The 23,218-nt window shown below is 72.9% G+C and carries 24 protein-coding genes; 16 read left to right on the forward strand and 8 right to left on the reverse strand.

What is annotated here, in order from left to right; all coding sequences use genetic code 11:
- Window positions 1-45: 45 nt before the first annotated feature.
- Window positions 46-975: an RIO1 family regulatory kinase/ATPase gene (locus NLX85_RS23790; RefSeq protein ID WP_254338629.1), complete on the forward strand. Its 930-nt coding sequence runs from the start codon at window positions 46-48 to the stop codon at window positions 973-975.
- 66 nt (window positions 976-1,041) lie between these two features.
- Here NLX85_RS23790 and NLX85_RS23795 read toward each other — a convergent pair whose 3' ends face one another.
- Window positions 1,042-1,290, reverse strand: coding sequence for a DUF2630 family protein (locus NLX85_RS23795; RefSeq protein WP_254338630.1), 249 nt, complete (start codon window positions 1,288-1,290; stop codon window positions 1,042-1,044).
- Window positions 1,291-1,735: 445 nt separating this feature from the next.
- Between NLX85_RS23795 and NLX85_RS23800 the strand changes: the two genes are divergently transcribed.
- The 9 genes from NLX85_RS23800 (at window position 1,736) to NLX85_RS23840 (ending at window position 12,315) form a co-directional block, all read left to right on the forward strand.
- Entirely contained in the window at window positions 1,736-3,049 is a 1,314-nt protein-coding gene (locus NLX85_RS23800; protein WP_254338816.1) for a cytochrome P450, read from the forward strand.
- Complete coding sequence (locus tag NLX85_RS23805; protein WP_254338632.1) at window positions 3,046-3,921, forward strand: terpene synthase family protein; 876 nt, start codon at window positions 3,046-3,048, stop codon at window positions 3,919-3,921. Before NLX85_RS23800 ends, NLX85_RS23805 begins: the two co-directional genes overlap by 4 nt.
- The gene (locus tag NLX85_RS23810) at window positions 3,918-5,471 is read left to right on the forward strand and encodes a terpene cyclase/mutase family protein (protein ID WP_254338634.1); all 1,554 of its coding nucleotides are present in this window, start codon (window positions 3,918-3,920) and stop codon (window positions 5,469-5,471) included. Before NLX85_RS23805 ends, NLX85_RS23810 begins: the two co-directional genes overlap by 4 nt.
- Window positions 5,472-5,565: 94 nt before the next feature.
- Window positions 5,566-8,031 (forward strand): nitrate- and nitrite sensing domain-containing protein, encoded by a 2,466-nt coding sequence (locus tag NLX85_RS23815; protein ID WP_254338636.1) that lies wholly within the window; start codon window positions 5,566-5,568, stop codon window positions 8,029-8,031.
- Window positions 8,032-8,094: 63 nt separating this feature from the next.
- Window positions 8,095-8,520 carry a roadblock/LC7 domain-containing protein gene (locus NLX85_RS23820; RefSeq protein ID WP_091320827.1) on the forward strand — a complete coding sequence of 142 codons (426 nt, stop codon included), beginning with the start codon at window positions 8,095-8,097 and terminating at the stop codon, window positions 8,518-8,520.
- A complete protein-coding gene (locus tag NLX85_RS23825; RefSeq protein WP_254338639.1) occupies window positions 8,517-8,906 on the forward strand; it encodes a DUF742 domain-containing protein in 390 nt (129 codons plus the stop codon). The genes NLX85_RS23820 and NLX85_RS23825 overlap by 4 nt, the downstream gene beginning before the upstream one ends.
- Window positions 8,887-9,495, forward strand: a complete 609-nt coding sequence (locus NLX85_RS23830) for an ATP/GTP-binding protein (protein WP_254338641.1) — start codon at window positions 8,887-8,889, stop codon at window positions 9,493-9,495. Before NLX85_RS23825 ends, NLX85_RS23830 begins: the two co-directional genes overlap by 20 nt.
- A gap of 235 nt (window positions 9,496-9,730) precedes the next feature.
- Window positions 9,731-11,884 (forward strand): RNA polymerase recycling motor ATPase HelR, encoded by a 2,154-nt coding sequence (gene helR / locus NLX85_RS23835; RefSeq protein ID WP_254338643.1) that lies wholly within the window; start codon window positions 9,731-9,733, stop codon window positions 11,882-11,884.
- Window positions 11,885-11,910: 26 nt separating this feature from the next.
- Window positions 11,911-12,315: an SRPBCC family protein gene (locus NLX85_RS23840; protein WP_254338645.1), complete on the forward strand. Its 405-nt coding sequence runs from the start codon at window positions 11,911-11,913 to the stop codon at window positions 12,313-12,315.
- A gap of 30 nt (window positions 12,316-12,345) precedes the next feature.
- Here the strand turns inward: NLX85_RS23840 and NLX85_RS23845 are convergent, their stop codons facing one another.
- From NLX85_RS23845 to NLX85_RS23855, 3 genes are all read right to left on the reverse strand, one after another.
- Window positions 12,346-12,855: a hypothetical protein gene (locus NLX85_RS23845; RefSeq protein WP_254338647.1), complete on the reverse strand. Its 510-nt coding sequence runs from the start codon at window positions 12,853-12,855 to the stop codon at window positions 12,346-12,348.
- A 184-nt stretch (window positions 12,856-13,039) separates the two neighbouring features.
- Complete coding sequence (locus NLX85_RS23850; protein ID WP_254338649.1) at window positions 13,040-13,228, reverse strand: DUF397 domain-containing protein; 189 nt, start codon at window positions 13,226-13,228, stop codon at window positions 13,040-13,042.
- Entirely contained in the window at window positions 13,219-13,986 is a 768-nt protein-coding gene (locus tag NLX85_RS23855; protein WP_254338651.1) for a DUF5753 domain-containing protein, read from the reverse strand. The genes NLX85_RS23850 and NLX85_RS23855 overlap by 10 nt, the downstream gene beginning before the upstream one ends.
- Before the next feature lie 113 nt (window positions 13,987-14,099).
- On the opposite strand from NLX85_RS23855, the gene NLX85_RS23860 reads away from it, so the two are divergent.
- A complete protein-coding gene (locus NLX85_RS23860; RefSeq protein ID WP_254338653.1) occupies window positions 14,100-14,531 on the forward strand; it encodes a hypothetical protein in 432 nt (143 codons plus the stop codon).
- 78 nt (window positions 14,532-14,609) lie between these two features.
- Here the strand turns inward: NLX85_RS23860 and NLX85_RS23865 are convergent, their stop codons facing one another.
- The gene (locus NLX85_RS23865) at window positions 14,610-17,468 is read right to left on the reverse strand and encodes an aconitate hydratase (protein ID WP_254338655.1); all 2,859 of its coding nucleotides are present in this window, start codon (window positions 17,466-17,468) and stop codon (window positions 14,610-14,612) included.
- A 156-nt stretch (window positions 17,469-17,624) separates the two neighbouring features.
- Between NLX85_RS23865 and NLX85_RS23870 the strand changes: the two genes are divergently transcribed.
- Complete coding sequence (locus tag NLX85_RS23870; RefSeq protein WP_254338657.1) at window positions 17,625-17,981, forward strand: VOC family protein; 357 nt, start codon at window positions 17,625-17,627, stop codon at window positions 17,979-17,981.
- Window positions 17,982-18,004: 23 nt separating this feature from the next.
- A complete protein-coding gene (locus NLX85_RS23875) occupies window positions 18,005-18,661 on the forward strand; it encodes a DedA family protein (protein ID WP_254338659.1) in 657 nt (218 codons plus the stop codon).
- A gap of 76 nt (window positions 18,662-18,737) precedes the next feature.
- Here the strand turns inward: NLX85_RS23875 and NLX85_RS23880 are convergent, their stop codons facing one another.
- The gene (locus NLX85_RS23880; protein ID WP_254338661.1) at window positions 18,738-19,391 is read right to left on the reverse strand and encodes a C39 family peptidase; all 654 of its coding nucleotides are present in this window, start codon (window positions 19,389-19,391) and stop codon (window positions 18,738-18,740) included.
- Window positions 19,392-20,069: 678 nt separating this feature from the next.
- On the opposite strand from NLX85_RS23880, the gene NLX85_RS23885 reads away from it, so the two are divergent.
- The gene (locus NLX85_RS23885; protein ID WP_091320853.1) at window positions 20,070-20,438 is read left to right on the forward strand and encodes an ArsC/Spx/MgsR family protein; all 369 of its coding nucleotides are present in this window, start codon (window positions 20,070-20,072) and stop codon (window positions 20,436-20,438) included.
- Between the two features lie 13 nt (window positions 20,439-20,451).
- Here the strand turns inward: NLX85_RS23885 and NLX85_RS23890 are convergent, their stop codons facing one another.
- Window positions 20,452-20,631, reverse strand: coding sequence for a hypothetical protein (locus tag NLX85_RS23890; protein WP_091320855.1), 180 nt, complete (start codon window positions 20,629-20,631; stop codon window positions 20,452-20,454).
- 13 nt (window positions 20,632-20,644) lie between these two features.
- Between NLX85_RS23890 and NLX85_RS23895 the strand changes: the two genes are divergently transcribed.
- Together NLX85_RS23895 and NLX85_RS23900 are read left to right on the forward strand one after the other, a co-directional pair.
- Window positions 20,645-21,307 (forward strand): hypothetical protein, encoded by a 663-nt coding sequence (locus tag NLX85_RS23895; RefSeq protein ID WP_254338663.1) that lies wholly within the window; start codon window positions 20,645-20,647, stop codon window positions 21,305-21,307.
- A 40-nt stretch (window positions 21,308-21,347) separates the two neighbouring features.
- Window positions 21,348-21,737 carry a hypothetical protein gene (locus tag NLX85_RS23900; protein WP_254338665.1) on the forward strand — a complete coding sequence of 130 codons (390 nt, stop codon included), beginning with the start codon at window positions 21,348-21,350 and terminating at the stop codon, window positions 21,735-21,737.
- Between the two features lie 47 nt (window positions 21,738-21,784).
- Here NLX85_RS23900 and NLX85_RS23905 read toward each other — a convergent pair whose 3' ends face one another.
- Complete coding sequence (locus NLX85_RS23905; RefSeq protein WP_254338666.1) at window positions 21,785-22,972, reverse strand: histidine decarboxylase; 1,188 nt, start codon at window positions 22,970-22,972, stop codon at window positions 21,785-21,787.
- Window positions 22,973-23,218: the final 246 nt, after the last annotated feature.

Below are 23,218 nucleotides of genomic sequence, written 5' to 3' on the forward strand. Positions count from 1 at the left end.
GTTCCACCTGCCTCCACCAGCCTCGATCGAAGGACCGATCCACCCGTGCGTGATCACGACTTCCCGGCGCCGCAGCGCCGTGGCCGCGGCAAGAGCCGCTTCGACGACGACGAGTCCCACTTCCTGAAGCGGGGCCGGCACACCGAGCCGGCTCTCGCCGACCCCGACGCCGAGCCGGACGGGGAGGACCGCTGGTCCTCCTGGGACCAGGCCGTGCACGGGCCTGAACCCCACCCGGACTGGCTGGTTACCGAGCTGGCCGCGAAGGACACCGAGCTGGGTGTGCTGAAGACCGGCAAGGAGGCGGACGTTCACCTGGTCCGCCGGGCCGTGCGGGACACCGGCCGCGGCTGCCTGCTGGCCGCCAAGCGCTACCGGGACCCCCAGCACCGCCTCTTCCACCGCGACGCCGGCTACCTGGAGGGGCGCCGGGTGCGCCGGTCCCGGGAGATGCGGGCGATGGCCGGCCGGACCTCGTTCGGCCGGCAGATGATCGCCGGGCAGTGGGCGGCGGCGGAGTTCGCCGCGCTCGCCCGGCTCTGGGAGATCGGCGCCGCCTCCGGGCGGATCGCCGTGCCCTACCCGGTGCAGCTGCTCGGCACCGAGTTGATGCTGGAGTTCGTGGGGGACGCCGAGGCGGGCGAGGCCGCGCCCCGGCTGGCCCAGCTCCGCCCCGAGGGCGCCGAACTGCGCGACCTCTGGGAGCAGCTGGTCGACGCCCTCGTGGTGCTGGCCCGCGCCGGGTACGCCCACGGCGACCTGTCGCCGTACAACCTGCTGGTGCACGCCGGGCGCCTGGTCATGATCGACCTGCCGCAGGTGGTCGACGTGGTGGCCAACCCGCAGGGTGCGGAGTTCCTGGCCCGGGACGTCCGGGTGGTCGGTGCCTGGTTCACCGCCCGGGGCCTGCCGGCCGCGGACACCGACCCGGAGGCGCTGACCGAGGTGCTGCTGCGGGAGGCAGGCCTCCGCTGAGCGCGTCGCGTCCCGGGCGGGCCGATGCCCGCCCGGGACGCCGGCACGTGGGCCGCCGGCCCGGCGTCACTGCATGTAGCGCTCGACCTCGGTCACCGGGCGCTGGCCCTGGGCATCCGGGTCGCCGTGTGCCTGGCGGGCCGCCCGGCGGCGGCGGAGCAGGTCCCAGCACTGGTCGAGGGACTCCTCCAGGGCCCGTAGCCGCTCCTTGGCCTCGTCGTCGGTGCCGGCCTCGTGCTCCTGCGCAGACGCGCGCAGCCGGTGCTCCTCGTCGACGAGTTCGGAGATCCGGCTCAGGATGGTCTTGTCGTCCATGCCCGAAGCTTGGCACAGGGGGCGGGCACGCGCCCGCGTTCTCCCCAGTCGGCCGGGCAGGAGTTGATCGAGCCGGCCGCCGGGCGGCAGGGCCGGCTCGGCCGGCGGCGGCCGGCGGGTTCGACGGGCGGTGCCGGCCGGACCTGCGCCGGAGGCCGGCGGCACTGTCCACGATGGAAAGCGGCCCGCGCCGGAAGCCTTCCGGCGCGGCGCATATCCCACGCGCTCCATTGTCGACGGCGGGACTGTTGTTCAGTGAGATATTTTCCCGTCCGCCTTTTTATCCGTCGTTCAGGATGGCATGCTCGCGGGCAACGTCACGGGTCATGACGTTGTCGCGACCCTGGGTAGAACTGAGGGAGCCATCCACGTGGACGAGTCGCCGATCGCGCCCCGGCCCACCGGGCGGCCCCACCCCGTTCCCCTGCGTCAGATCCTGCCCGGCATGCTCCGCGACCCGGCCCGCGCGCTGATCGACGTGGGCAACCGGACCGGGGGTGACCTCGTCCGGCTGAACCTGGGATCGTTCCGCCCCTACCTGGTCACCCACCCCCGGCACGTCCAGCACGTGCTCCGCGACCGGGCGGACAACTACGAGCGGGCCGGCGACGGACTGTTCTGGCGCCCGGTCAAGCGGCTGTTCGGCGAGGGCATCCTCGGCGAGGGGCAGATCTGGTCGGCCAGCCGCCGGATGCTCCAGCCGATGTTCACCGCCAAGCGGGTGGAGGCGCTGATCGACGGCATGGCCGACGCCATCCGGGACGCCGTCGACGAGCTGGACGAGCCGTTCCGCGCCGGGCGTGCCGTCGACATCGGCACCGAGCAGGCCCGGATCGTCAGCCGGGCGATCATGCGCGTGCTCTTCGCCGACAAGATCTCCGTGCCGGACGCGCTGCGGGTGATCGACGCCCAGGACGTCATCGCCACCGCGGTGATCCCCCGGATCGTCGTGCCGTTCGCCCCGCTCTCCCTGCCGATGCCGGGCGACCGCCCGTTCCGCCGCGCGGTCCGCGTCGTCGACGAGGTGCTGGTGCCGATCGTCCGGGAGACCCGGGCCGTGGCCGACCAGGGCGACGACATCATCTCCACGCTCTGGCGGGCCCGCACCGACGACGGCCGGCAGCTCGACGAGCGGCAGGTCCGCAACGACACCGTGGCCATGTTCGCGGCCACCACCGAGACCACCATCAACGTGCTCACCTGGGCCTGGCCCCACCTGGAGCAGCGGCCCGACATCGCCGACCGGCTCTACGCCGAGATCGACCGGGTGGTGGGCGGCGAACCGGTACGCCGCGAACACCTCGCCGAGCTGACCTACACCCGGATGGTCCTGGACGAGCTGCTCCGGCTCTACCCGATCGGCTGGATCATCCCGCGCCGCGCCGTGGCCGCCGACGTCATCGACGGAGTGCCCATCGAGGCCGGGGCGACCGTGGTGGCCAGCCCGCTGATCACCCAGCGGATGCGGCAGTTCTGGGACCGGCCGGACGAGTTCGACCCGGAACGGTTCCGGCCCGAGCGCGTCCGCGCCCGGCACCGGTACGCGCACTTCCCCTTCGGCGGCGGCCCGCACCAGTGTCTCGGGATGTACCTGTTCTACCTGGAGGCGCAGCTCATCCTCGCCACGATGCTCAGCCGCTACCGCTTCCGGCTGCGCCGTCCCGGCGTACCCGGGTTGCGGCTGGCCGCGGCGCTGCGGCCCCGGGGACGGGTCGAGCTGACCCTGCTCGCCGCCGACCGGCGGGCGGAACCGGCATGACCGGCGCGGACGCGCCGGATCCGGTCGCCGCGGCCGCGGAGCAGGGGCGGATCTGCGCGCTCGCCGCCAAGGGCCAGCGTGACCTGGCGCGCTGCGCCGCCGGGCACGCCGAGCTGTTCCCCGGCCGGCCGTTCGACGCGACGCTGTTCAGCAGCATCGCCCTCGCCATGGCGTTCAGCGCGCCCTGGTGCACCGCCGACGAGCTGGCGCTGACCAACCGGGCCGTGCTCTGGGGCTTCGCGGTCGACTGGCAGGTCGACCACCTGGCGCAGTCCCGGTCGGAGGTCGACCGGATCGTCAAGACCTGTCTCACCGTGGTCGACGGCGGCGTGCCCGACGACCCGCTGGGCCGGTTCCTCGCCGAGCTGCGCGACGACCTGGCCGCCACCCCCGCCTACGCGGAGCTGCGCGGGTCGTGGCGGGACGCGATGGAACGCACCCTCGACGCGATGGCCCGCGAGTGGGAATGGAAGCAGACCGGCCGCCCCACTCTCGCCGACTACCTGGCGAACGCCGACAACCTCGCCGCCACCGTGGTGAACGTGGCCCACTGGATCCACACCGGGGACGCCGGCACGCACCGCTCGCTGCCCCGGCTCGTCGCGGTGAGCGACGAGGTGCAGCGGGCCCTGCGGCTGGTCAACGACCTCGGCACCCACCGGCGCGACCGGGAGTGGGGCGACCTCAACGCGCTGATGCTGGTGGACGACCCCGCGGAGATCGAGCGGCGGCTGGCGGAGCAGGTCGACCACTGCCGGCGGCTGCTGGCCGACCTCGCCCCCGCCTGCCCCCGGCAGGCCGACTTCCTCGCCCGGCAGCTCGGCTTCACCAGCGGCTTCTACCGGCTCACCGACTTCTGGGGCGCCCAGTGAGCCTCACCGCGGGGCCTGCGCCGGTCACCCACCCCGGCGACGCGCGCGCCGCGCAGGCCCGGGACCTGGTCGCGGCCATGGTGGACAACCCGGCGGGGGAGACCTCCGCCTCGGTCTACGAGACCGGCCGGCTGGTCGCCCTGGCGCCCTGGCTGCCCGGCCACGACGTCCGCGTCTCCTGGCTGCTCGACCGGCAGCGCGGCGACGGCGGTTGGGGCGGCCCCGGCGGGTACGCCGTGGTGCCCACGCTGAGCGCCACGGAGGCCCTGCTGACCGTGCTGAGCCGGGGCGGCCGGGGTCCGGCCGGAAGGCTGGCCGGCGCCGCGCACCGGGGGCTGACCTTCCTGGCCGGCGCCCTCGACGCCGGGGCCCCGCCCGACCTGCCCGCCACCGACCTGATCGTGCCGGCGCTGCGGGAGGCCGTCGACCGGCACCTCGCGCAGCCCCCGGCCGGGCTGGCCGGCTGGGCCGGGAGGCGCCTGCCGCTGCCGGCCGGTCTCGACCCGGGCCGGCTGACCCGGGTACGCGGCCTGCTGGCCGCCGGCCGGCCGGTCCCCGAGAAGCTGGCGCACGCCCTGGAGGTGGGCGGCGACCGGGCCCGCCGGGCGGCCGGGGTGCGGCCCGGCGAGGCGGGCGCGGTCGGGGCCTCGCCCGCCGCGACGGCCGCCTGGCTCGGTCACCCCGAACCCGGCCCCGCCCTGGACTACCTGCACGCGGTCGGCCGGCGCGGCCCGGTGCCCTGCGCCAGCCCCATCACCGTCTTCGAGCGGGCCTGGGTGCTCGCCATCCTGGCCCGGGCCGGGGCGCCGCTGACCGTTCCGGGGTCGCTCGTGACCGAGCTGCGGGCGGCCGTGGGCGTGTCCGGCGCGGCCACCGGGCCCGGGCTGCCCGCCGACGCCGACACCACCGCGGTGACCCTGTACGCGCTCGCCCGGCTGGGCCGGCCGCTCGACGTGTCCCGGCTCGACCCGTACGACACCGGGCGGCACTTCTGCACCTGGCCGGGGGAGGACGGGGCGTCGGTGACCACGAACGCGCACGTGCTCGACGCCCTCGGACAGCACCCCGCCCACCCCGGCGTCGCGGCCACCGTGGACCGGGTCACCGGCTGGCTGGTCGAGCGGCAGGAGCCGGACGGGCGGTGGGGCGACCGCTGGCACGCGTCGGCGTACTACGCGACGTACTGCGTGCTGCTCGCACTGGCCGACCACGCCCCCGGGGCCACGGCGCGGGCCGCCGTCGACCGGGGGGTCGGCTGGTTGCTGGAGACCCAGCGCGCGGACGGCTCCTGGGGGCGGTGGAGCGGCACCGCCGAGGAGACCGCGTACGCGGTGCTCGCACTGGCCGGCGCCGGGCGGCCGGGGGACCTCCGGGTGGCCGCCGCGCTGGTACGCGGACGGCGTCGACTGTCCGAGTGGGACGGATCCGCGGACGGGCCCGCCCTGTGGCACGACAAGGATCTCTACCGTCCGACGCTGATCGTGCGCGCCGCGGTGCTGGCCGCGTCGTGGTCGGCCGGCGCCACGGCCAGCCGGGCGACGACACCATGATCAGGATCGCTTGAATGGAGTTCACGACGGCTGCTAGCGTGCGCCGGAGTCGATCGGATTTCGGACTGATCGAATACCGGGCCAGGACGGTGTGATGGGTTCCCGCAGTACGAATCTCCGTACGAAGATCATCGCGCTGCTGGCGTCCCTGATCGCGCTCTGGGCCTTCGCGGCCTGGGTGACCGTGCGCGACGGCTTCAACCTGCTCGGTGTGCAGGCGCTCAACGCGCGGGTCTTCGAGCCGAGCGACCCGCTGCTGCTCCAGCTCCAGAACGAGCGGCGGCTGTCGCTGCTGTACCTGGGACAGTCCGACCCGGACCAGTTGCAGGAGCTGGTCGCGCAGCGCCAGCGCACGGACGACAGCGCCGCGGCGCTGTGGCGCTCCGCGCAGGACTGGCGCACCGAGATCCCGGCCAGCGCCGAGCTGGAGCAGCGGATCGCCGAGCTGAAGACCCAGGTCGGGCAGCTCGGCGAGGTACGCGCCGAGGTGGGCCGCAAGACCATCGACCGGACCGCGACGCTGGCCGCGTACAACGAGGCGGTCGACGCCATCTTCGGGGTCTTCGACGCGCTCGGCGGCCTGGACGACGACGAGATCGCCCGCGACACGGCCGCGCTCATCGACCTGAACCGGGCCCGGGAGCTGCTGTCCCAGCAGGACGCGCTGCTGACCGGCGCGGTGGCGGCCAACCGGATGACCGTGTCCGAGCAGGCCGCCTTCGCCCGGCTGGTCGGCGCCCAGTGGTTCCTCGCCGACCGGACCGCCCGCGACCTCGCCCCGACCGACCGGGCCCGCTACCAGCAGATGACCGAGGGCGAGGCGTTCCAGCAGCTGCGCGCCCTCCAGGACCGGGTGCTCGCCGCGAAGGGCAACGACGTGCGGCCGCCGGTCACCGCGGCGGCCTGGCAGGCCGCCGTCAGCCGGTCGATGGAGGACCTGCGCGGGGTGATCCTCGCCGGCGGTGAGGACATCGTCTCGCGGGCCACCCCGGTCGCCGTCGGCGTCATCGTCCGGCTGGTGCTCGCCGCCGGCCTCGGCCTGATCGCCGTCATCGCGTCCGTCGTCGTGTCCATCACCACCGCCCGGGCGTTGGTCCGGCAGCTCGAACGGCTGCGCGAGGCGGCGTTCCGGCTGGCGAACGAGCGGCTGCCCAGCGTGGTGGAGCGGTTGGGCCACGGCGAGGAGGTCGACGTCGCCCGCGAGGCGCCGCCGCTGCAGACCGGTGACGACGAGATCGGGCAGGTCGGCAAGGCGTTCAACGCCGTGCAGGAGACCGCCATCCGGACCGCCGTCGAGCAGGCCGAGCTGCGCCGCAACGTCCGCGAGGTCTTCCTCAGCCTGGCCCGGCGCACCCAGGCGCTGGTGCACCGCCAGCTCACCCTGCTCGACGCCATGGAACGCCGGGAGCACGACGCCGAGGAGCTGGAGGACCTGTTCCGCGTCGACCACCTGGCCACCCGGATGCGGCGCAACGCGGAGAACCTGATCGTCCTCTCCGGCTCGACGCCGGGCCGGGCCTGGCGGCGCAACGTGCCGATGGTCGACGTGGTGCGCGGCGCGGTCGCCGAGGTCGAGGACTACACCCGGGTGACCGTACGGCCGCTCGGCCCGGTCGCGCTGACCGGCCGGGCCGTCGGCGACGTCATCCACCTGCTGGCCGAGCTGATCGAGAACGGCCTCTCCTTCTCGCCGCCGCACACCACCGTCGAGGTCCGCGGCCAGATGGTGGCCAACGGCTTCGCCATCGAGATCGAGGACCGCGGCCTCGGCATGGGCGCCGAGGAGCTGGCCGCCGCGAACCGGCGCATCGTGGACCGGTCCGAGCTGAACCTGGCCAACGCCGCCCGGCTCGGCCTCTTCGTGGTCAGCCGGCTCACCGAGCGGCACGGGGTGAAGGTGCAGCTCAAGGAATCGGCGTACGGCGGGACGACGGCGGTGGTGCTGATCCCGCTCGAGCTGGTCACCCAGGACGGGCCGGACCCGAGCACCTCCGGCGGCTTCCCGGTCGGCACCGGGCAGCCCGCCCCGGCCACGCCCGTCCCCGCCGGATCGGACGGCGCGGCCCGGCCCTCCGGCGAGCGGCCCGCCGCCCCCGTGGCGGTGGCCGAGAGCACCGGCACGGCGGAGGCCGCCGAGGACGGCGTGGACCAGCCCGCCCCGGCGCCGGAGGCCGAACCGGCCGAGCCCCGGCTCACCCCGTCGGGGCTACCGGCGCGTACCCGGAAGAGGCAGCCCGCGCCGGCGGAGGCCGCGGTGGGGTCGACGGTGGATGCCGCGCCCGCCGACGGCCGGCCGGCCGACGACGCGGCGCCGGCCCGGACCGACGGCGGCCTGCCGGTCCGGGTCCGCCAGGCGAGCCTGGCGCCGGAGCTGCGGCACGATTCGTCCACTCCGGACGACGACGGTGACGACGACGTGGTGCGCCCGCCGGAGCAGGTGCGCCGCATGATGAGCTCCTACCAGAGCGGCACCCGACGCGGCCGGACCGACGCGGCCCGGCTGCTCGGCGGGGCGCACGAGGCCGGCGCGCCGGACACCGGCGACGGTCAGGCGACCTAGGGACCGCCGATCCGCGGTCCCGGACGAGCACGGCACACCAGCCGGGGGAGAAGAGGACGACGAGTGGCGCAGAAGACGGCTTCGAGCGCGGACCTGACGTGGTTGCTGGACGACCTGGTCGGCCGGGTCAAGCAGGCGGAACACGCCGTGGCGCTCTCCACCGACGGACTGCTGATGGCCTCGTCGCGCGGGTTGAGCCGGGACGACGGCGAGCACCTGGCGGCGATGGCGGCGGGCATCCAGAGCCTGGCGCGGGGCGCGGGCAAGCGGTTCGGCGGTGGTCAGGTGCAGCAGACCATCATCGAGATGCAGTCGTCGTTCCTGTTCGTGACCGCGGCCGGCCGCAACGCCTGCCTGGCCGTGCTGGCGTCCGAGGACGCCGACGTCGGCCTGATCGCGTACGAGATGGCCATGCTGGTCACCCGGGTCGGCCGGTTCGTCGCCTCACCGACACGGGAACAGCCCCTCGGCGAGAATCCGGCGCGATGAGCGGCCGGGGGGAGTCCGCGGAGCACGAGTGGGTGGACGACCACGCCGGTCCGGTGGTGCGCCCCTACGCGGTGACCGGTGGCCGGGCCCGCCCGGTGACCGGCACGTTCGACCTGATCTCCCTGGTCACGGCGACCCGGGCCGAGGTGGGGTCGGAGTCCGGGCTCGGCCCGGAGCACGTGGCGATCGTCGGCCTCTGCCAGCGGATCCAGTCCGTCGCCGAGATCGCCGCCCATCTCGACCTGCCGGTGGGCACCGTACGGGTCCTCCTGGGTGATCTGGCGGCCCGCAGCCTGGTGCAGGTCCGTGAGCCGCGCGCGACCCCCGCCGGCCTTCCCGACGACAGTGTTTTCGAGGCGGTTATCAATGGACTACGGGCGCTCTGAGCGGCCGGCGGGAGCGGCGCCGCTGCCCACCGCGATCAAGATCCTGATCGCCGGCGGTTTCGGCGTCGGCAAGACCACCCTGGTCGGCGCGGTCAGCGAGACCAAACCGCTGCGGACGGAGGAGGTGCTGACCGAGACCGGGATCGGCATCGACGACCTGTCCGGGGTGGAGGAGAAGACCACCACCACCGTGGCGATGGACTTCGGCCGGATCACCCTCAGCGACGACCTGGTGCTCTACCTGTTCGGCACCCCCGGGCAGGACCGGTTCTGGTTCGTCTGGGACGAGCTGGCGCTGGGCGCGATCGGGGCGGTGGTGCTGGCCGACACGCGGCGGCTGGCCGACTGCTTCCCCTCGATCGACTACTTCGAGGGGCGGGGCACGCCCTTCGTGGTGGCGGTGAACTGCTTCGAGGGCGCCAAGCAGTACCGGCTGGACGAGGTGCAGGGAGCGCTCGACCTCGACCCGGAGGTGCCGGTGGTGCTCTGCGACGCGCGGAAGCGGGAGTCGGTCAAGGAAGTGCTGATCACGCTGCTGGAGTACGCCATGAAGCTGCGCGAGGAGCGCCGGCGCGCCGCCACCGACTGACCTCACGGGATCGGCGGGAGCTGCCCGGATCCGACGGCGGATCGGCGGCTCCCGCCCCTTTGGGGCCGGTGTCGATCACGCCTGAAGGAAGGCATGAACCCCTCCACTTTCAAGGTATACCGCAAGGGGGGTCTTGCGGCAAGACCCGGTTCGTGACGCAGAATCGCTGGCCGAGGCCAGTGCCCGCGCACATCGGGGGAGTCGCGACGTGCGACTTCAGATCGGATTTGATGAATTGAATTCTCAGACCACCAGCGCGTTCGACCTTCCCGACCACCTGTCCGCCAAGGCCGACCCGACCTTGATCGCCGGCGACGAGCAGCACTTCGCGGCCATCGCGGAAACCCTGGAGCAGTTGCGCGCCGACCTGTCCGACCGCCTCGACGCCGAGCGCCGGGCGCCCGGCGGCATCGGCCGCCGGGCGTCGGACCGGGACATGGAGATCCGCCGGCTGACCGGTCGCCTGCGCGCCCTGCGCCGCTTCGGCCTGGACCTGTGCCTCGGGCGCATGGTCGGTGCCGACAACCCCGAGCCCGTGTACGTCGGACGGCACGGCCTCACGGACACCACGGGTCGGCGGCTGCTGGTCGACTGGCGTTCCCCCGCGGCCGAGCCGTTCTTCGGCGCGACCCACGCCAACCCGATGGGTCTGGCCAGCCGCCGCCGGTACCGCTGGACCCGGGGCCGCGTCATCGACTACTGGGACGAGGTGTTCACCCCGGACGGTCTGGAGGGGCACGCCGCGCTCGACGACCAGTCCGCCTTCATCGCCAGCCTGGGCGGCAGCCGGTCGAACCGGATGCGGGACGTGCTCGGCACCATCCAGGCCGACCAGGACGCCATCATCCGGGCGGGCTCCCGGGGCGCTCTCGTCGTCGACGGCGGACCGGGCACCGGGAAGACCGTCGTCGCCCTGCACCGCACCGCCTACCTGCTCTACTCCGACCCGCGCCTCGGTCACCGCCAGGGCGGCGTGCTGTTCGTCGGTCCGCACCAGCCCTACCTGGCCTACGTCGCCGACGTCCTGCCCAGCCTCGGCGAGGAGGACGTGCAGACCTGCACCCTGCGGGACCTCGTTCCCGAGGGAGCCGGGGCGGGCACCGAGACGGACCCGGAGGTGGCGCGCCTGAAGTCGTCCGCGGACCTGGTGGGGGCGATCGAGGCGGCCGTCCGGTTCTATGAGGAGCCGCCGGCCAAGGGGACGACCGTCACGGCGGGCGACACCGACATCCGGCTCAGCGCCGACGACTGGGCCGAGGCGTTCGCGGCGCCGGGACCCGGCACCCCGCACAACGAGGCGCGCGACGAGATCTGGACGGAACTGCTCACGATCCTGCTGGAGAGGTACGACGGCGACGAGCCGGAGGACCTGGTCCGCCGGTCGCTGGAGCAGAACCGGGAACTGCGGACGACCCTCCACCGCGCCTGGCCGCTGCTCGAAGCGACCGACGTGGTCGCGGACCTGTGGTCGGTCCCCGCGTACCTGCGCAGGTGCGCCCCCTGGCTCAGTCTTGACGAGGTCCGGAAGCTCCAGCGCGACGATCCGCGGGCCTGGACCGTGTCCGACCTGCCGCTGCTGGACGCGGCACGGCAGCGGCTCGGCGACCCGGAGACGTCACGGCGCAACCGCCGGCACGAGGCCACCGTCGCCGCCGAACGCGCCCGGATGGCCACAGTCGTCGACGACCTCATCGCGGCCGACGTCTACGACGACGGTGAGGGCCTGCTGACCATGCTGCGCCAGCAGGACCTGCGGGACGCCCTGGTCGACGAGGCCGCGCTGCCCAGCGCCGACCCGGACCAGCTCGCCGGCCCGTTCGCGCACATCGTCGTGGACGAGGCCCAGGAACTGACCGACGCCGAGTGGCAGATGCTGCTGCTCCGCTGCCCGTCCCGGAGCTTCACCATCGTGGGCGACCGCGCCCAGGCCCGGCACGGGTTCACCGAGTCGTGGCGGGAACGGCTGGAGCGGATCGGGCTCGACCGGATCGACCTGGCCTCCCTGACCGTCAACTACCGGACGCCGAAGGAGGTCATGGCGGAAGCCGAGCCGGTCATCCGGGCCGTGCTGCCGGACGCCAACGTGCCGACCTCCATCCGCGGCGGCGACGTCCCCGTCGTACACGGGTCGGTCTCCGAACTGGGTTCGATCCTCGACACCTGGCTCGCCGCGCACGCCGAGGGGACGGCCTGCGTCATCGGCGATCCCACCTTCCCGGCGACGTCCCGGGTCCGGTCGCTGACCCCGGAACTGGCCAAGGGGCTCGAATTCGACCTGGTCGTCCTCGTCGACCCGGAGGCGTTCGGGACCGGCATCGAGGGCGCGGTCGACCGCTACGTCGCGATGACCCGCGCGACCCGGCAACTCGCCATTCTCACGAGCGCCTGACCACGCCGCACTGCCATGATGGGGTGATGTCCACGGAATCGCGGCACCTGAGCGTGCACATCGACCGGCCGGTCGCCGAGGTCTACGCGTTCGTCGCCGACCCCCGCAACCTGTCCCGCTGGGCGCCCGGCCTGGGCAGCTCCGTGGTGCGCGAGGACGGCGAGTGGTTCGTCGAGACACCGGAGGGCCGGGCGCGCTTCACCTTCGCCCCGCGCAACGAGTACGGCGTGCTCGACCACGAGGTGGTGACGCCCTCCGGCGAGACGGTGTACGTGCCGCTGCGGGCCATCGCGGACGGCGACGGCTGCGAGGTGGTCTTCACGGTGCGCCGCTCGCCGGGGATGACCGACGCCGAGTTCGACCGGGACGCCGGGCTCGTCAGTGCCGACCTCGCCCTGCTCAAGAAGATCCTGGGAACCCCGTCGGCCTGAGGAGCGGTCCTGACGGGCCAGCACCCGTCGTCAGGTGTCCCGCACCGGGTCCAGCTCGGACCGGCTCGGCGCCGGCTGGGACGGGCGAGGCGCCGCGAGCTGGCGAAGCGCCAGGACGGCGACGACGATCGAGACGACGTACAGCACGAACGGGAGGCCCACGAAGCTCCAGTCCGTCAGGCTCCACACCGACGGGCTTTCCGTCGCCATCAGTACGCCACATGCGGTGGCGGTCGCCGCGTTCACCGCCACGTAGAACCGGGCCAGCCCCCGTCCCAGCCGGTACGCCCAGTCGTGGTCGCGGCGCAGTCCCCCGCAGGCGACGCCCGTCGCGATGGCGCACAGGAACGACGCGACGATGTCGCCGAGCCAGATCGCGGTGCCGACGGTGTGGTCGGTCGCGTCGATGAGCATCAGGTCGGCGGGCCCGAGGAGTGGCCCGAAGTTCAAGATCGTGAGCAGCCACAGGATGCCGCGAAGCAGCACCGATCCGACCAGACCGATCAGCAGCCAGGTGCCGGCCCAGGAGTTTTTGAACACGTTCAGATTGTGCGCCGTCCGCGGCCGGCGTGTCAGGCCCGATCGCCCGTGATCGCGCCCGGATCTCGCCGGCTTCCGCTTCCGCCGCACGCTCCGCCCGAGTGACGCCACAAGCGGGCGCCGTCCGCGCCGGAGACACACCGAAGGCCCCCGGCGCGTCGCCGAGGGCCTTCAGGGGTACGGGTCAGCCGCGCTTGGCCGTCGCCACGAACCGCGTCCAGGCGGCCGGGTCGAAGGTGAGGACCGGCCCGGCCGGGTCCTTCGAGTCACGTACGGCGACGACGCCCGCGAGGTTGTCCGCGACCTCGACACAGTTGCCGCCGTTGCCGCCGCTCCTGGTGCTCTTGCGCCACCGGGCACCGATCAGGTCCATGCTGTCGCCGCTTCTCTCAGGAGATCCAGGGACCGCCCGCGGGGAAGAGCCTCGCCCCGGATGCGTTCCCACCGACGCTCAAGCGTAGCAATCTCGGATGCCTGGTCGATGATCTGCGCGCGGGCCTGGCTGTCGACGTGGGTGACCCGCGTCCCGTCCGGCAGTTCCGCCAGCGTGAAGGGCCCGTCCAGCCCGGGATACGTCGAGGTGTCACGCGGAACAATGTGGAGCTGGACGGTGGGCAGCTCGGCGCAGGCCACGAGGTGGGACAGTTGTGCGGCCATGAGCTGTCGATCGCCGGCGGCGGGGCGGCGCAGGACCTGCTCGTCGACCACCGCGACGAACAGCGGCCCCCGCTCCCGGGTCAGGATCGCCTGCCGGTCCAGCCGCGCCGCGACCAGATCGGCGACCTCGGCCGGCGTGAAGGGCTGACCGATGAACGTGGCGCGGGCGTATGCCTCCGTCTGGAGCAGCCCCGGCACCCAGGCCAGCTCGAATGAGCGCAGCGCGACCGCCTCGCGCTCGATGTCGACCCACGGCCGGAACCACACGGGCTCGCGGCGCTTCACCACGTCAGGCCAGAGCGCGTCGACAGGCCGGCCGAGCATGTTTGCGACGGTGGCACGGTGCCGGCTCTGCGGGATGTGCCCAGGGTTTGCCCACCGCGCGACGGTCTTCGGATGCACACCGAGGCGACCCGCCAGGCTTTCGGCCGTGTGGCCCGCGTCGGCCAGCGCGGCAACAAAGGCGTGGTTCATCCCTGTTCCTCTCAGGAACAAAACAACCGTCCGAAGGAGATTAGACAACGCTGTGTGATTGTCCGGCAACCCTCGGAAAGGTGCTGTGCAGACGACGCCGAGGAGGGATGGCGATGCCCGAGGAGAAGCCGAAGCCGGCACCGGAGCCGAAGAACGACCGGCCGCCGGCCCGCCCGGTCGTGCCCGGACCGATCGGGCCGCTCTTTCCTCCGTACCGTGGTCCCGGCCGGGTGACGAACGTCCCGCCCGCGACGCGCTGGCGGTCCCGGTGCGGCCCGCGCGTCGCGCACACCGCCCGCGGCCCGTCCTGGACGTGCGACGCATGCGGTCGGGACTGGCCCTGTCCGGCGCTGCGTGCGACCCCGACGGACGCCGCCCGGCGCGCGACGCTGATCCCCGAGTACTCCCGGATCACCCGCCAGGCGATCCGCGACCTCCGCGGCCGGCCCGGGGGCCCGGACCCGGTGGCCGTCGTCCGGCGGTTCCTCTGGTTCCTGCCGCTGACCGACGAGGAGGCCCGCGCGGTCGCGCTGAGGCTGCGGTGAGGGTCGGGCCCGGAGCGGGAAACGCCGGAGGGCCCCTCCCCGCGCTCGCGGGAAGGGGCCCTCCTCAGCTGTACGACGTCAGCTGGCGATCATGCGACGCAGCACGTACTGCAGGATGCCGCCGTGCCGGTAGTAGTCCGCCTCACCGGGGGTGTCGATGCGGACCACGGCGTCGAACTCCACGCCGGTGTCGGTGGTGACCTTCACGGTGCGCGGGGTGTCGCCGTCGTTGAGCGCGGTGACGCCGCTGATCGAGAAGGTCTCCGTGCCGGTCAGGCCCAGCGACTCGGCGGTGGTGTCGACCGGGAACTGCAGCGGCAGGACGCCCATGCCGATCAGGTTCGAGCGGTGGATCCGCTCGTACGACTCGGCGATGACGGCCTTCACCCCGAGGAGCATGGTGCCCTTGGCCGCCCAGTCGCGGGACGAGCCGGAGCCGTACTCCTTGCCGGCCAGGATGACCAGCGGGACGCCCGCGTCCTGGTACGCCATCGAGGCGTCGTAGATCGAGGTCTGCTCGCCGGTCAGGTGGTTGACCGTGAAGCCGCCCTCGACACCCGGGACGAGCTGGTTGCGCAGCCGGATGTTGGCGAAGGTGCCCCGGATCATCACCTCGTGGTTGCCCCGGCGGGAGCCGTACGAGTTGAACTCGTGCCGCGCCACGCCGTGCTCGGCCAGGTACTTGCCGGCCGGGGAGTCCGCCTTGATCGAGCCGGCGGGGGAGATGTGGTCGGTGGTCACCGAGTCGCCCAGCTTGGCCAGCACCCGGGCGCCGGCGATGTCCTGCACCGGCTGGGGGTCCTTCGCCATGCCCTCGAAGTACGGGGGCTTGCGCACGTAGGTGGAGTCGCCGGCCCAGGCGAAGGTGTCGCCGGTCGGGGTCGGCAGCGACTGCCAGCGCTCGTCACCGGCGAACACGTCCGCGTAGGCGGCGCTGAAGCCCGTGGCGCCGATCGCCGAGGCGATGACGTCCTGGATCTCGGCGCTGTTCGGCCAGATCTCCCGCAGGAACACCGGGTTGCCCTCGGAGTCCTCACCGATCGGCTCGTTGGCCAGGTCGATGTCCATGGTGCCGGCGAGTGCGTACGCGACCACCAGCGGCGGGGACGCCAGGTAGTTCATCTTGACGTCCGGGTTGATCCGGCCCTCGAAGTTGCGGTTGCCGGAGAGCACCGAGACGACGGCCAGGTCGCCGTCGTTGACCGCGGCGGAGACCTCCTCCGGCAGCGGGCCGGAGTTGCCGATGCAGGTGGTGCAGCCGTAGCCGACCAGGTTGAAGCCGAGCTTCTCCAGGTAGGGCGTGAGGCCGGCGCGGTTGTAGTAGTCCATGACGACCTTGGAGCCCGGGGCCAGGGTGGTCTTCACCCACGGCTTGCGGGCCAGGCCCTTGTCCACGGCGTTCCGGGCCAGCAGCGCGGCACCGATCATGACCTGCGGGTTCGAGGTGTTGGTGCAGGAGGTGATCGCGGCGATCACCACGGCGCCGTGGTCCAGCTCGTACTCGACGCCGTCGGCGCCGGTCACCCGGACCGGGTTGGTGGCGCGGCCACCGGCGCCCGCCGCGGCGGTCTCCAGGTCGCGCGGCTCGTCGGCCGGGTCGCTGAACTCGTTGGCCGGCGGGTCGCTGGCCGGGAAGGACTCGGCGCTGGCCTCGTCGGCCGGGCCGTTCGCGCCGCGGGGCAGTTCCTCGCGGGCCACGCCCGGCTTGATCTGCTTTTCCGCGCCGCCCAGGTCGTCGGCGGCCACGTAGTCGGCGAGCGCCGAGCGGAACAGCGTCTTGGCGGAGCCCAGCGGCACCCGGTCCTGCGGGCGCTTCGGGCCGGCCAGGGACGGCTCGATGGTGCCGAGGTCCAGCTCCAGCCGCTCCGAGTACTCCGGCTCATGGTTCGGGTCGTGCCAGAGGCCCTGCTCCTTGGCGTACGCCTCGACCAGCGCGACCTGCTGCGGGTCGCGGCCGGTCAGCTCCAGGTAGCGGACGGTCTCGGCGTCGATCGGGAAGATCGCGACGGTGGAGCCGTACTCCGGGGACATGTTGCCGATGGTGGCCCGGTTGGCCAGCGGCACCGCGCTCACGCCCGGGCCGTAGAACTCGACGAACTTGCCGACCACGCCGTGCTTGCGGAGCATCTCGGTGATGGTGAGCACCAGGTCGGTGGCGGTGGTGCCGGCCGGCATCTCGCCGGAGAGCTTGAAGCCGACGACCCGCGGGATCAGCATGCTGACCGGCTGGCCGAGCATCGCGGCCTCGGCCTCGATGCCGCCGACGCCCCAGCCCAGCACGCCCAGGCCGTTGACCATGGTGGTGTGCGAGTCGGTGCCGACCACGGTGTCCGGGTACGCCTGGCCGTTGCGCTCCATGACCGTGCGGGCCAGGTACTCGATGTTGACCTGGTGCACGATGCCGGTGCCCGGCGGGACGACCTTGAACTCGTTGAACGCGGTCTGGCCCCAGCGCAGGAACTGGTAGCGCTCCTTGTTGCGCTGGTACTCCAGCTCGACGTTGCGCTCGAAGGCGTCCTCGCGGCCGAACAGGTCGGCGATGACCGAGTGGTCGATGACCAGCTCGGCCGGGGCGAGCGGGTTCACCTTGGTGGCGTCGCCGCCGAGGTCGCGGACGGCCTCGCGCATGGTGGCCAGGTCGACGACGCAGGGCACGCCGGTGAAGTCCTGCATCAGCACCCGGGCCGGGGTGAACTGGATCTCCACGCTCGGGTCGGCGGTGGGGTCCCACGCGCCGAGCTGCTGGATGTGGTCGGCGGTGATGTTCGCGCCGTCCTCGGTCCGCAGCAGGTTCTCCAGCAGGATCTTCAAGCTGTAGGGCAGCCGGTCGTGGCCCTCCACCTTGTCGATCCTGAGAATCTCGTAGCTCGCGTCTCCGACGCGTAGCTGGGTCTTCGCACCGAAGGTGTCGAGGCTCGCCACGTCGTACTCCTTCACACCAGCGACCGTGAGTAGTCCTGAGCAGTTTGTCGCACCGGCCGGGGCGCCGCCGTGGTTAGGCAACACTTACCCGCGTCGGTCTCAACAAAACCGTACGTCCGTCTTGCTATTCGCGCAACCTCGTGCCAGGGTTCGGGACGAGGAGGTGCCACCATGATCCATCACGTCCTGCTCGCCTGCCCGCGCGGCTCCGAGGAAACCTCGCGGGCGTTCTACGCCGGCCTGCTCGGCCTGGTCGAGAAGCCCAAACCGCCGGCCCTCGCCGCCCGCGGTGGTTGCTGGTTCACCGGGTACGGCGCCGAACTGCACCTCGGCGTCGAGGACGACTTCCGGCCCGCCCGCAAGGCGCACCCGGCCCTGCTCCGCCCCGACCTGGACGGGCTGGCCGCCCGGCTCGACGCTGCCGGGCACCCTGTGACCTGGGGCGACGACGAGATTCCCGGCATGCGGCGGTTCCACACGTACGACCCGCACGGCAACCGTCTGGAGTTCCTCGCCCCCGTGGACTGAGCCTCCGCGGGTAGGGTTCGGGGGTGGTCGACGTGCAGCACTGGCTCTCCGCGCTGCCCCCGGGCGTGCTCTACCTGATCGTCGCCGGGGTCATCGGCGTGGAGAGCATGGGCATCCCGCTCCCCGGCGAGATCGTGCTGGTCAGCTCCGCACTGCTCGCCGCCACCGGGGTGGTCGAGCCCGAGTGGGTGGCCACCGCGGCCGCCGCCGGCGCCATCATCGGCGACTCCGTCGGATACGCCGTGGGCCGCCGCGGCGGGCGGCCGCTGCTCCAACGGCTGGGCCGGCGGTTCCCCAAGCACCTCGGCCCGGCGCAGCTCGCCCGCGCCGAACAGAGCTTCGCCCGGCACGGTGTCTGGGCGGTCTTCTTCGGGCGGTTCGTCGCCCTGCTCCGCATCCTCGCCGGCCCCCTCGCCGGGGCACTGCACGTGCCGTACCGCCGGTTCCTGCTGGCCAACGCGGCCGGCGGCCTGGTCTGGGCGTTCGGCACCACCTACCTGCTCTTCTCGGTGGGCCGGGCGGCCGAGCACTGGCTCAAGGACATCTCCTGGGCCGGGCTGGCCCTCGCGGTGCTCGCCGGCCTGGCCAGCACCTGGTGGCTGCGCCGCCGTGCCCGGCACCTGGAGTCGGCCGACGTGCCCGACGAGGCCGACGAGCGCGTGCCGGCCGGCGACCGCTAGACCGGGACGCCGAAAGGGCCCGACCCCTCGTGGGGTCGGGCCCTTTCGTGTTGCTGTCCTGCTACCGGGCGGATCGTCAGGAGGCGCTGTAGCCGCGGGTGGCGATCCAGTCGGCGAGGTTGTCGACGCTGATGCGGTAGGAGGCGGTGTTCGGGTTGGCGCTGTCGGCGATGGTGACGGTCTTGCCGTTGTCCTGGTAGCCGACGACGCTGATGTAGTGGCCGCCTTCGAAGGAGTGGGTGTTGCCGTCGGTGTCGGTGGCGGTGCCGGCGATGTTGGCGACCACGGCGCGGCCGTCGTCGACGGTGCGGACGATGTCGGAGCGCAGGGTGTCGGTCTGCTTGTCGTCGGCCTTGCCGTCCTTGATCTCCACCGACCGGTAGGTCTTGCCGGTCTCCTTGTTCAGGACGGGGGTGATGTCGTTGATGCTGTTGGTGCCGTTCTCGGTGGTGCCCATCTCCTTGGCCATGGCGTCGACGTCGATGTTCTTGCCGAGCACGCTGATGGCGTTGCGGGCGGCGGCGGGGCCGCAGTAGTAGAAGTTGGGCTGGGCCTCGTAGCGGACGTCCAGCTCCCGCTCGCCGTGGCCCTTGCGGTCGGCGGCGACCTTGGTGGTGTTCTCGGCGGGGGCGGCGTGCGCGGCGATCGCGGGGCCGGCGATCCCACCGGCGGTGGCGGCGATACCGGCAGCGGTCAGGACGGTGTTGCGCAGCATGGTGTTGGTACGCATGGTGATCAACGCCTTCCGTTCGGGGGTTCCAGCGGCACGCGCAGGGGGATGCGATGCCGCTGTAAGGGGGAAGTCTGTGGGGTGCCCGGCGATCAAAGGGGGGTGACCTGCTCGGGCGGCCCGGGGATGTAACCATCGGCGGCGGGTAGCGATTCCCTCGACCTGATCCGATGTCCCGGGGAGATGTAACGACCGGGGCTCGGGGATCATTCCCTGGCTCACCGGCTCCGGACCGGTGGTGCGCGGTCCGGGAGATGTAACGACCGGGGCCCGGGGGTCATTCCCACGGCCAGCCCGGCATCGTGCTCGGGGTGGAAACGACCGGCGGCCTCGCTCTCGGCGGGGTCCTGCGCGGTCTGCCATGTACAACGACCCCACCCCCGCCAGCATTCCGCTGCCAGGGTGGCGCCGGCCACCCACCCAAACCGGACACCGCACCCTGAACCCGTCACCGCAACCGGACAGGCGTGGGCCGAGGCCCCAGGATTGGGCGACGGTCGCTCAGATGGGCATAACGGACATCTCGCCGAGGTGGGCTCCGTGGGCGTTCGGACCGGGCGGTGGTGGGTGGAACGTCATGGAGGTCTCCGGTGTGCGGAAACCACCATGGCGTTCCACCCGTGGGTGAGGTCGACCGGTCCCGTCGGGTTCCACAGTGGGCGTGCCACCATGTCGGGCATGGAGATCTGGCACAACCCGTCCTGCTCGAAATGCGCCACGGCCCGGGCCTCCCTGGACGAGGCGCGGGTGCCCTACCGGTTGCGGGCGTACCTGGCGGAGCCGCCGAGCGCGGAGGAGTTGACCGAGGTGCTGCGCCGGCTGGACGCGCGGGCGTGGGACATCTGCCGCACCGGCGAGCCGGCCGCGACCGAGCTGGGCATGGCGGACTGGCCCCGCGACGACGCCACGGAGCCGCGCTGGGTCGCCGCGATGGTCGCGCACCCCGAGCTGATCCAGCGCCCGATCCTGCTGCTGGACGACGGCAGCGCGCTCGTCGGGCGTACCCCCGAGGCCCTGGACGAAGCGGTGCGCCGCACGGACCGGTGAGCCCGCGGCCGGTTCAGGAGGGCCGGTCGCCGGCCTTCGCGTGCCGCTCGCGCAACCGGTCCCGGATCTCCTCCGGGGTGTACGCCCGGCGCCGCCGCTCCGCCCGCGCCACGACCACGCCGGTCGCCGCGACCCCGGCGAGGCCGGCCAGGCCGAGCAGCTTCCACCACCGCATCCGTTGCCGCTTCGGCATAGGGTGATCCTCCATGAGCATCAGTCTGGACGAGGCGGTGGAGCTGACCCGCACCGGAGACCTGTGGGTGTTCCGTGGGCGCAGCGTGCCGGACCGCGCCATCCAGCTCACTACCAACAGCCCAGTCAACCACGTGGGCATGGCCGTGGTGCTCGACGACATGCCGCCGCTCATGTGGCACGCCGAGCTGGGCCGCTCGCTGCCGGACATGTGGACCGGCAGCCACCAGCGCGGCGTGCAGCTGCACGACCTGCGGGACGCGGTCTGCATCTGGGCCAACCGGTACGGCCAGCGGGCCTGGCTGCGCCAGCTCGAACCGCCGGCGGACACCGCGATGGAGGAGGCGGTGCTGCGAACCGTGGCGCGCCTCGACGGCACCCCGTTCCCGTCCACGGCGCAGCTCGCCTGGCGCTGGGCACGCGGGCGGGTGCCGAACCTGCGCCGGGGTCGACCCTCCATCGCCGACGGTGGCGGTGTGCCGGTCCGGGACCGGGCGCTGGAGACCGCGTACTGCGCGGAGGTGGTGGCCGTGACCTACGAGGCGATGGGGTTGCTGCCCGCCGGCCGGCGCCCCAACTGGTACGACCCGGGCCGGTTCTGGAGCGGCGACGACCTCGACCTCACCGGCGGCGCCCAGCTCGGAGCGGAGATCGAGGTAAGCATCCCGCCCCGCTGACCAGGTTTGCCGCGCCCGCCGTCCGGTAATGGAGAGCGGCGTGACGGCTTCCACGGACCTCGACACGCTCACCGACTTCTTCGACCGGTACGGCGTGGCGCTGACCACCGCCGACGTGCCCGCCATCGCCGGCTGCTACGCGCTGCCGGGGCTGGTGGTCGCCGACACGTACAGCTTCTCGTTCACCTCGCCGGCTGCCGTGGCGCTCAGCTTCGTCGGCGCGGCCCCCGACTACCAGGAGCGGGAGCTGGTCGCGGCCAACGCGCAGATCGAGGACGTGCAGCAGGTCTCGGCGCTGCTCACCGAGGTGGCGGTGCGCTGGGAGTTCCTGGACAGCCAGGGCCGGGCGGTGCCCGGCGAGCGTTACCGCTACCTGCTGCGGGCCACCGAGGACGGCCCGGCCATCTGCACCGTCATCCGCACCGCCTGACCGGGCGTCTCCTCGCGCTCCCACGCCGGCGGCCCGGTGCCGGCGGCTCAGCGGACCAGGGCCTGCCGTTCCCGCTGCCGGGGCAGCGCGTCGACAAGCGCGCCGGTCGCCACGTCGGCCACGAAGGCGTCGACCGCCTCCCGGGTGACGCCGGGCATGCAGATCAGGTGGCTGTGGCCGGCGCTGCTGGCCAGCACCCACTTCGCCGTCACGGCCGGGGACGGGGTGGGGAAGACCACGGTGAAGGCGTGCTCGTGCCGCCAGGCCGGCCAGCCCACCTCGTTGAGCCGCTCCACCGCGTACGCGGCCAGCTCGCGGGCCCGCTCGGCACGCTCCCGCAGGCCGTCGTGGCCGAGGCTGCGGATCGCGTACCACAGCAGCAGCGCCGGGTGGCCGCTGCGCGAGCCGCTGATCGTGGTGTCCACCGTGCCGGTGTAGTTGGGGGACTGGGCGAGCTGCTGCTGGAGGGTGCGGCGGGTCAGCACCACCCCGCACGGCACCGGGGTGCCGAGGAACTTGTAGCCGGAGATGGAGATGCTGTCCACGGTGGCGTCGAGTCGCAGCGTGGTCCGCCCGTCGGCCAGCGCCAGCGGGACCCCGGCCAGCGCGCCGTCGACGTGCAGGTGGTGGCGGACCGGCGTGCGGGCCAGCAGGCGCCGGATCCGCGGCACGTCGTCGGCGGCCTCGGTCATCGTGGTGCCGCAGGTGGCCACCACGATGGCCGGCCGGTCCCGGTGCCGGTCGACCATCCGGGCCAGGTCGTCGTAGTCCATCTCGCCGCGCTCGTCGGTGCGGACCACCACCGAGTCCAGGCCGAGGATGTCGACGCACTTGGGCAGCGAGTAGTGGGCGTCGGCGGAGTGGTAGACCAGCGCCTTGGGGAAGCGGGCCCGGGCCAGGTAGAGCGCGTAGAGGTTGCCCTCGGTGCCGCCGGAGGTGAGGTAGCCCCAGCGGTCGTCGACAGGCGCCTGGAACAGGTCGGCGAACCAGTCGAGCACCTCCCGCTCGTAGCGCTTCGTGTGGTTGGCGCCGGCCGGGTCGCTCCACGGGTCACCGATGTTGTTGAGCAACGAGCCGAACAGCGGCGCCAGCGGGCTGTAGTCGATGTCGGTGGCGACGGGGAAACCGACGTGCGTCTCCCGCCCGGCCACCGCGGCCGAGCGCACCGCGGCGAGTTCGGCGAGGAGTTCCTCGGGGCGGGTGACGGAACCGTCACGGCCTGGGTCGGCTGACAACACGGCGCTCCCTCGTCGTCACGGTGCACAGCGCACAGAGTGGACCATGAGTCACGGAGAGCGGGCAAGCGTTACGAAATTGGCCACCAATTGTCCATAATCGACGTACTGGTCGGGTGATAACCGCTGGTCATCCGGCACCTGCCGCCGCCGGCCGGTGCTACCGACTGAGCGCGCAGTCAGCGTCGGACGCCCCAGAGAATGCTCGCGGACAGTTGATAACGTGTGCACTCAGTGAAATCATCG

The organism is Micromonospora sp. A3M-1-15, from assembly GCF_024213425.1.
Lineage (GTDB): Bacteria > Actinomycetota > Actinomycetes > Mycobacteriales > Micromonosporaceae > Micromonospora > Micromonospora chersina.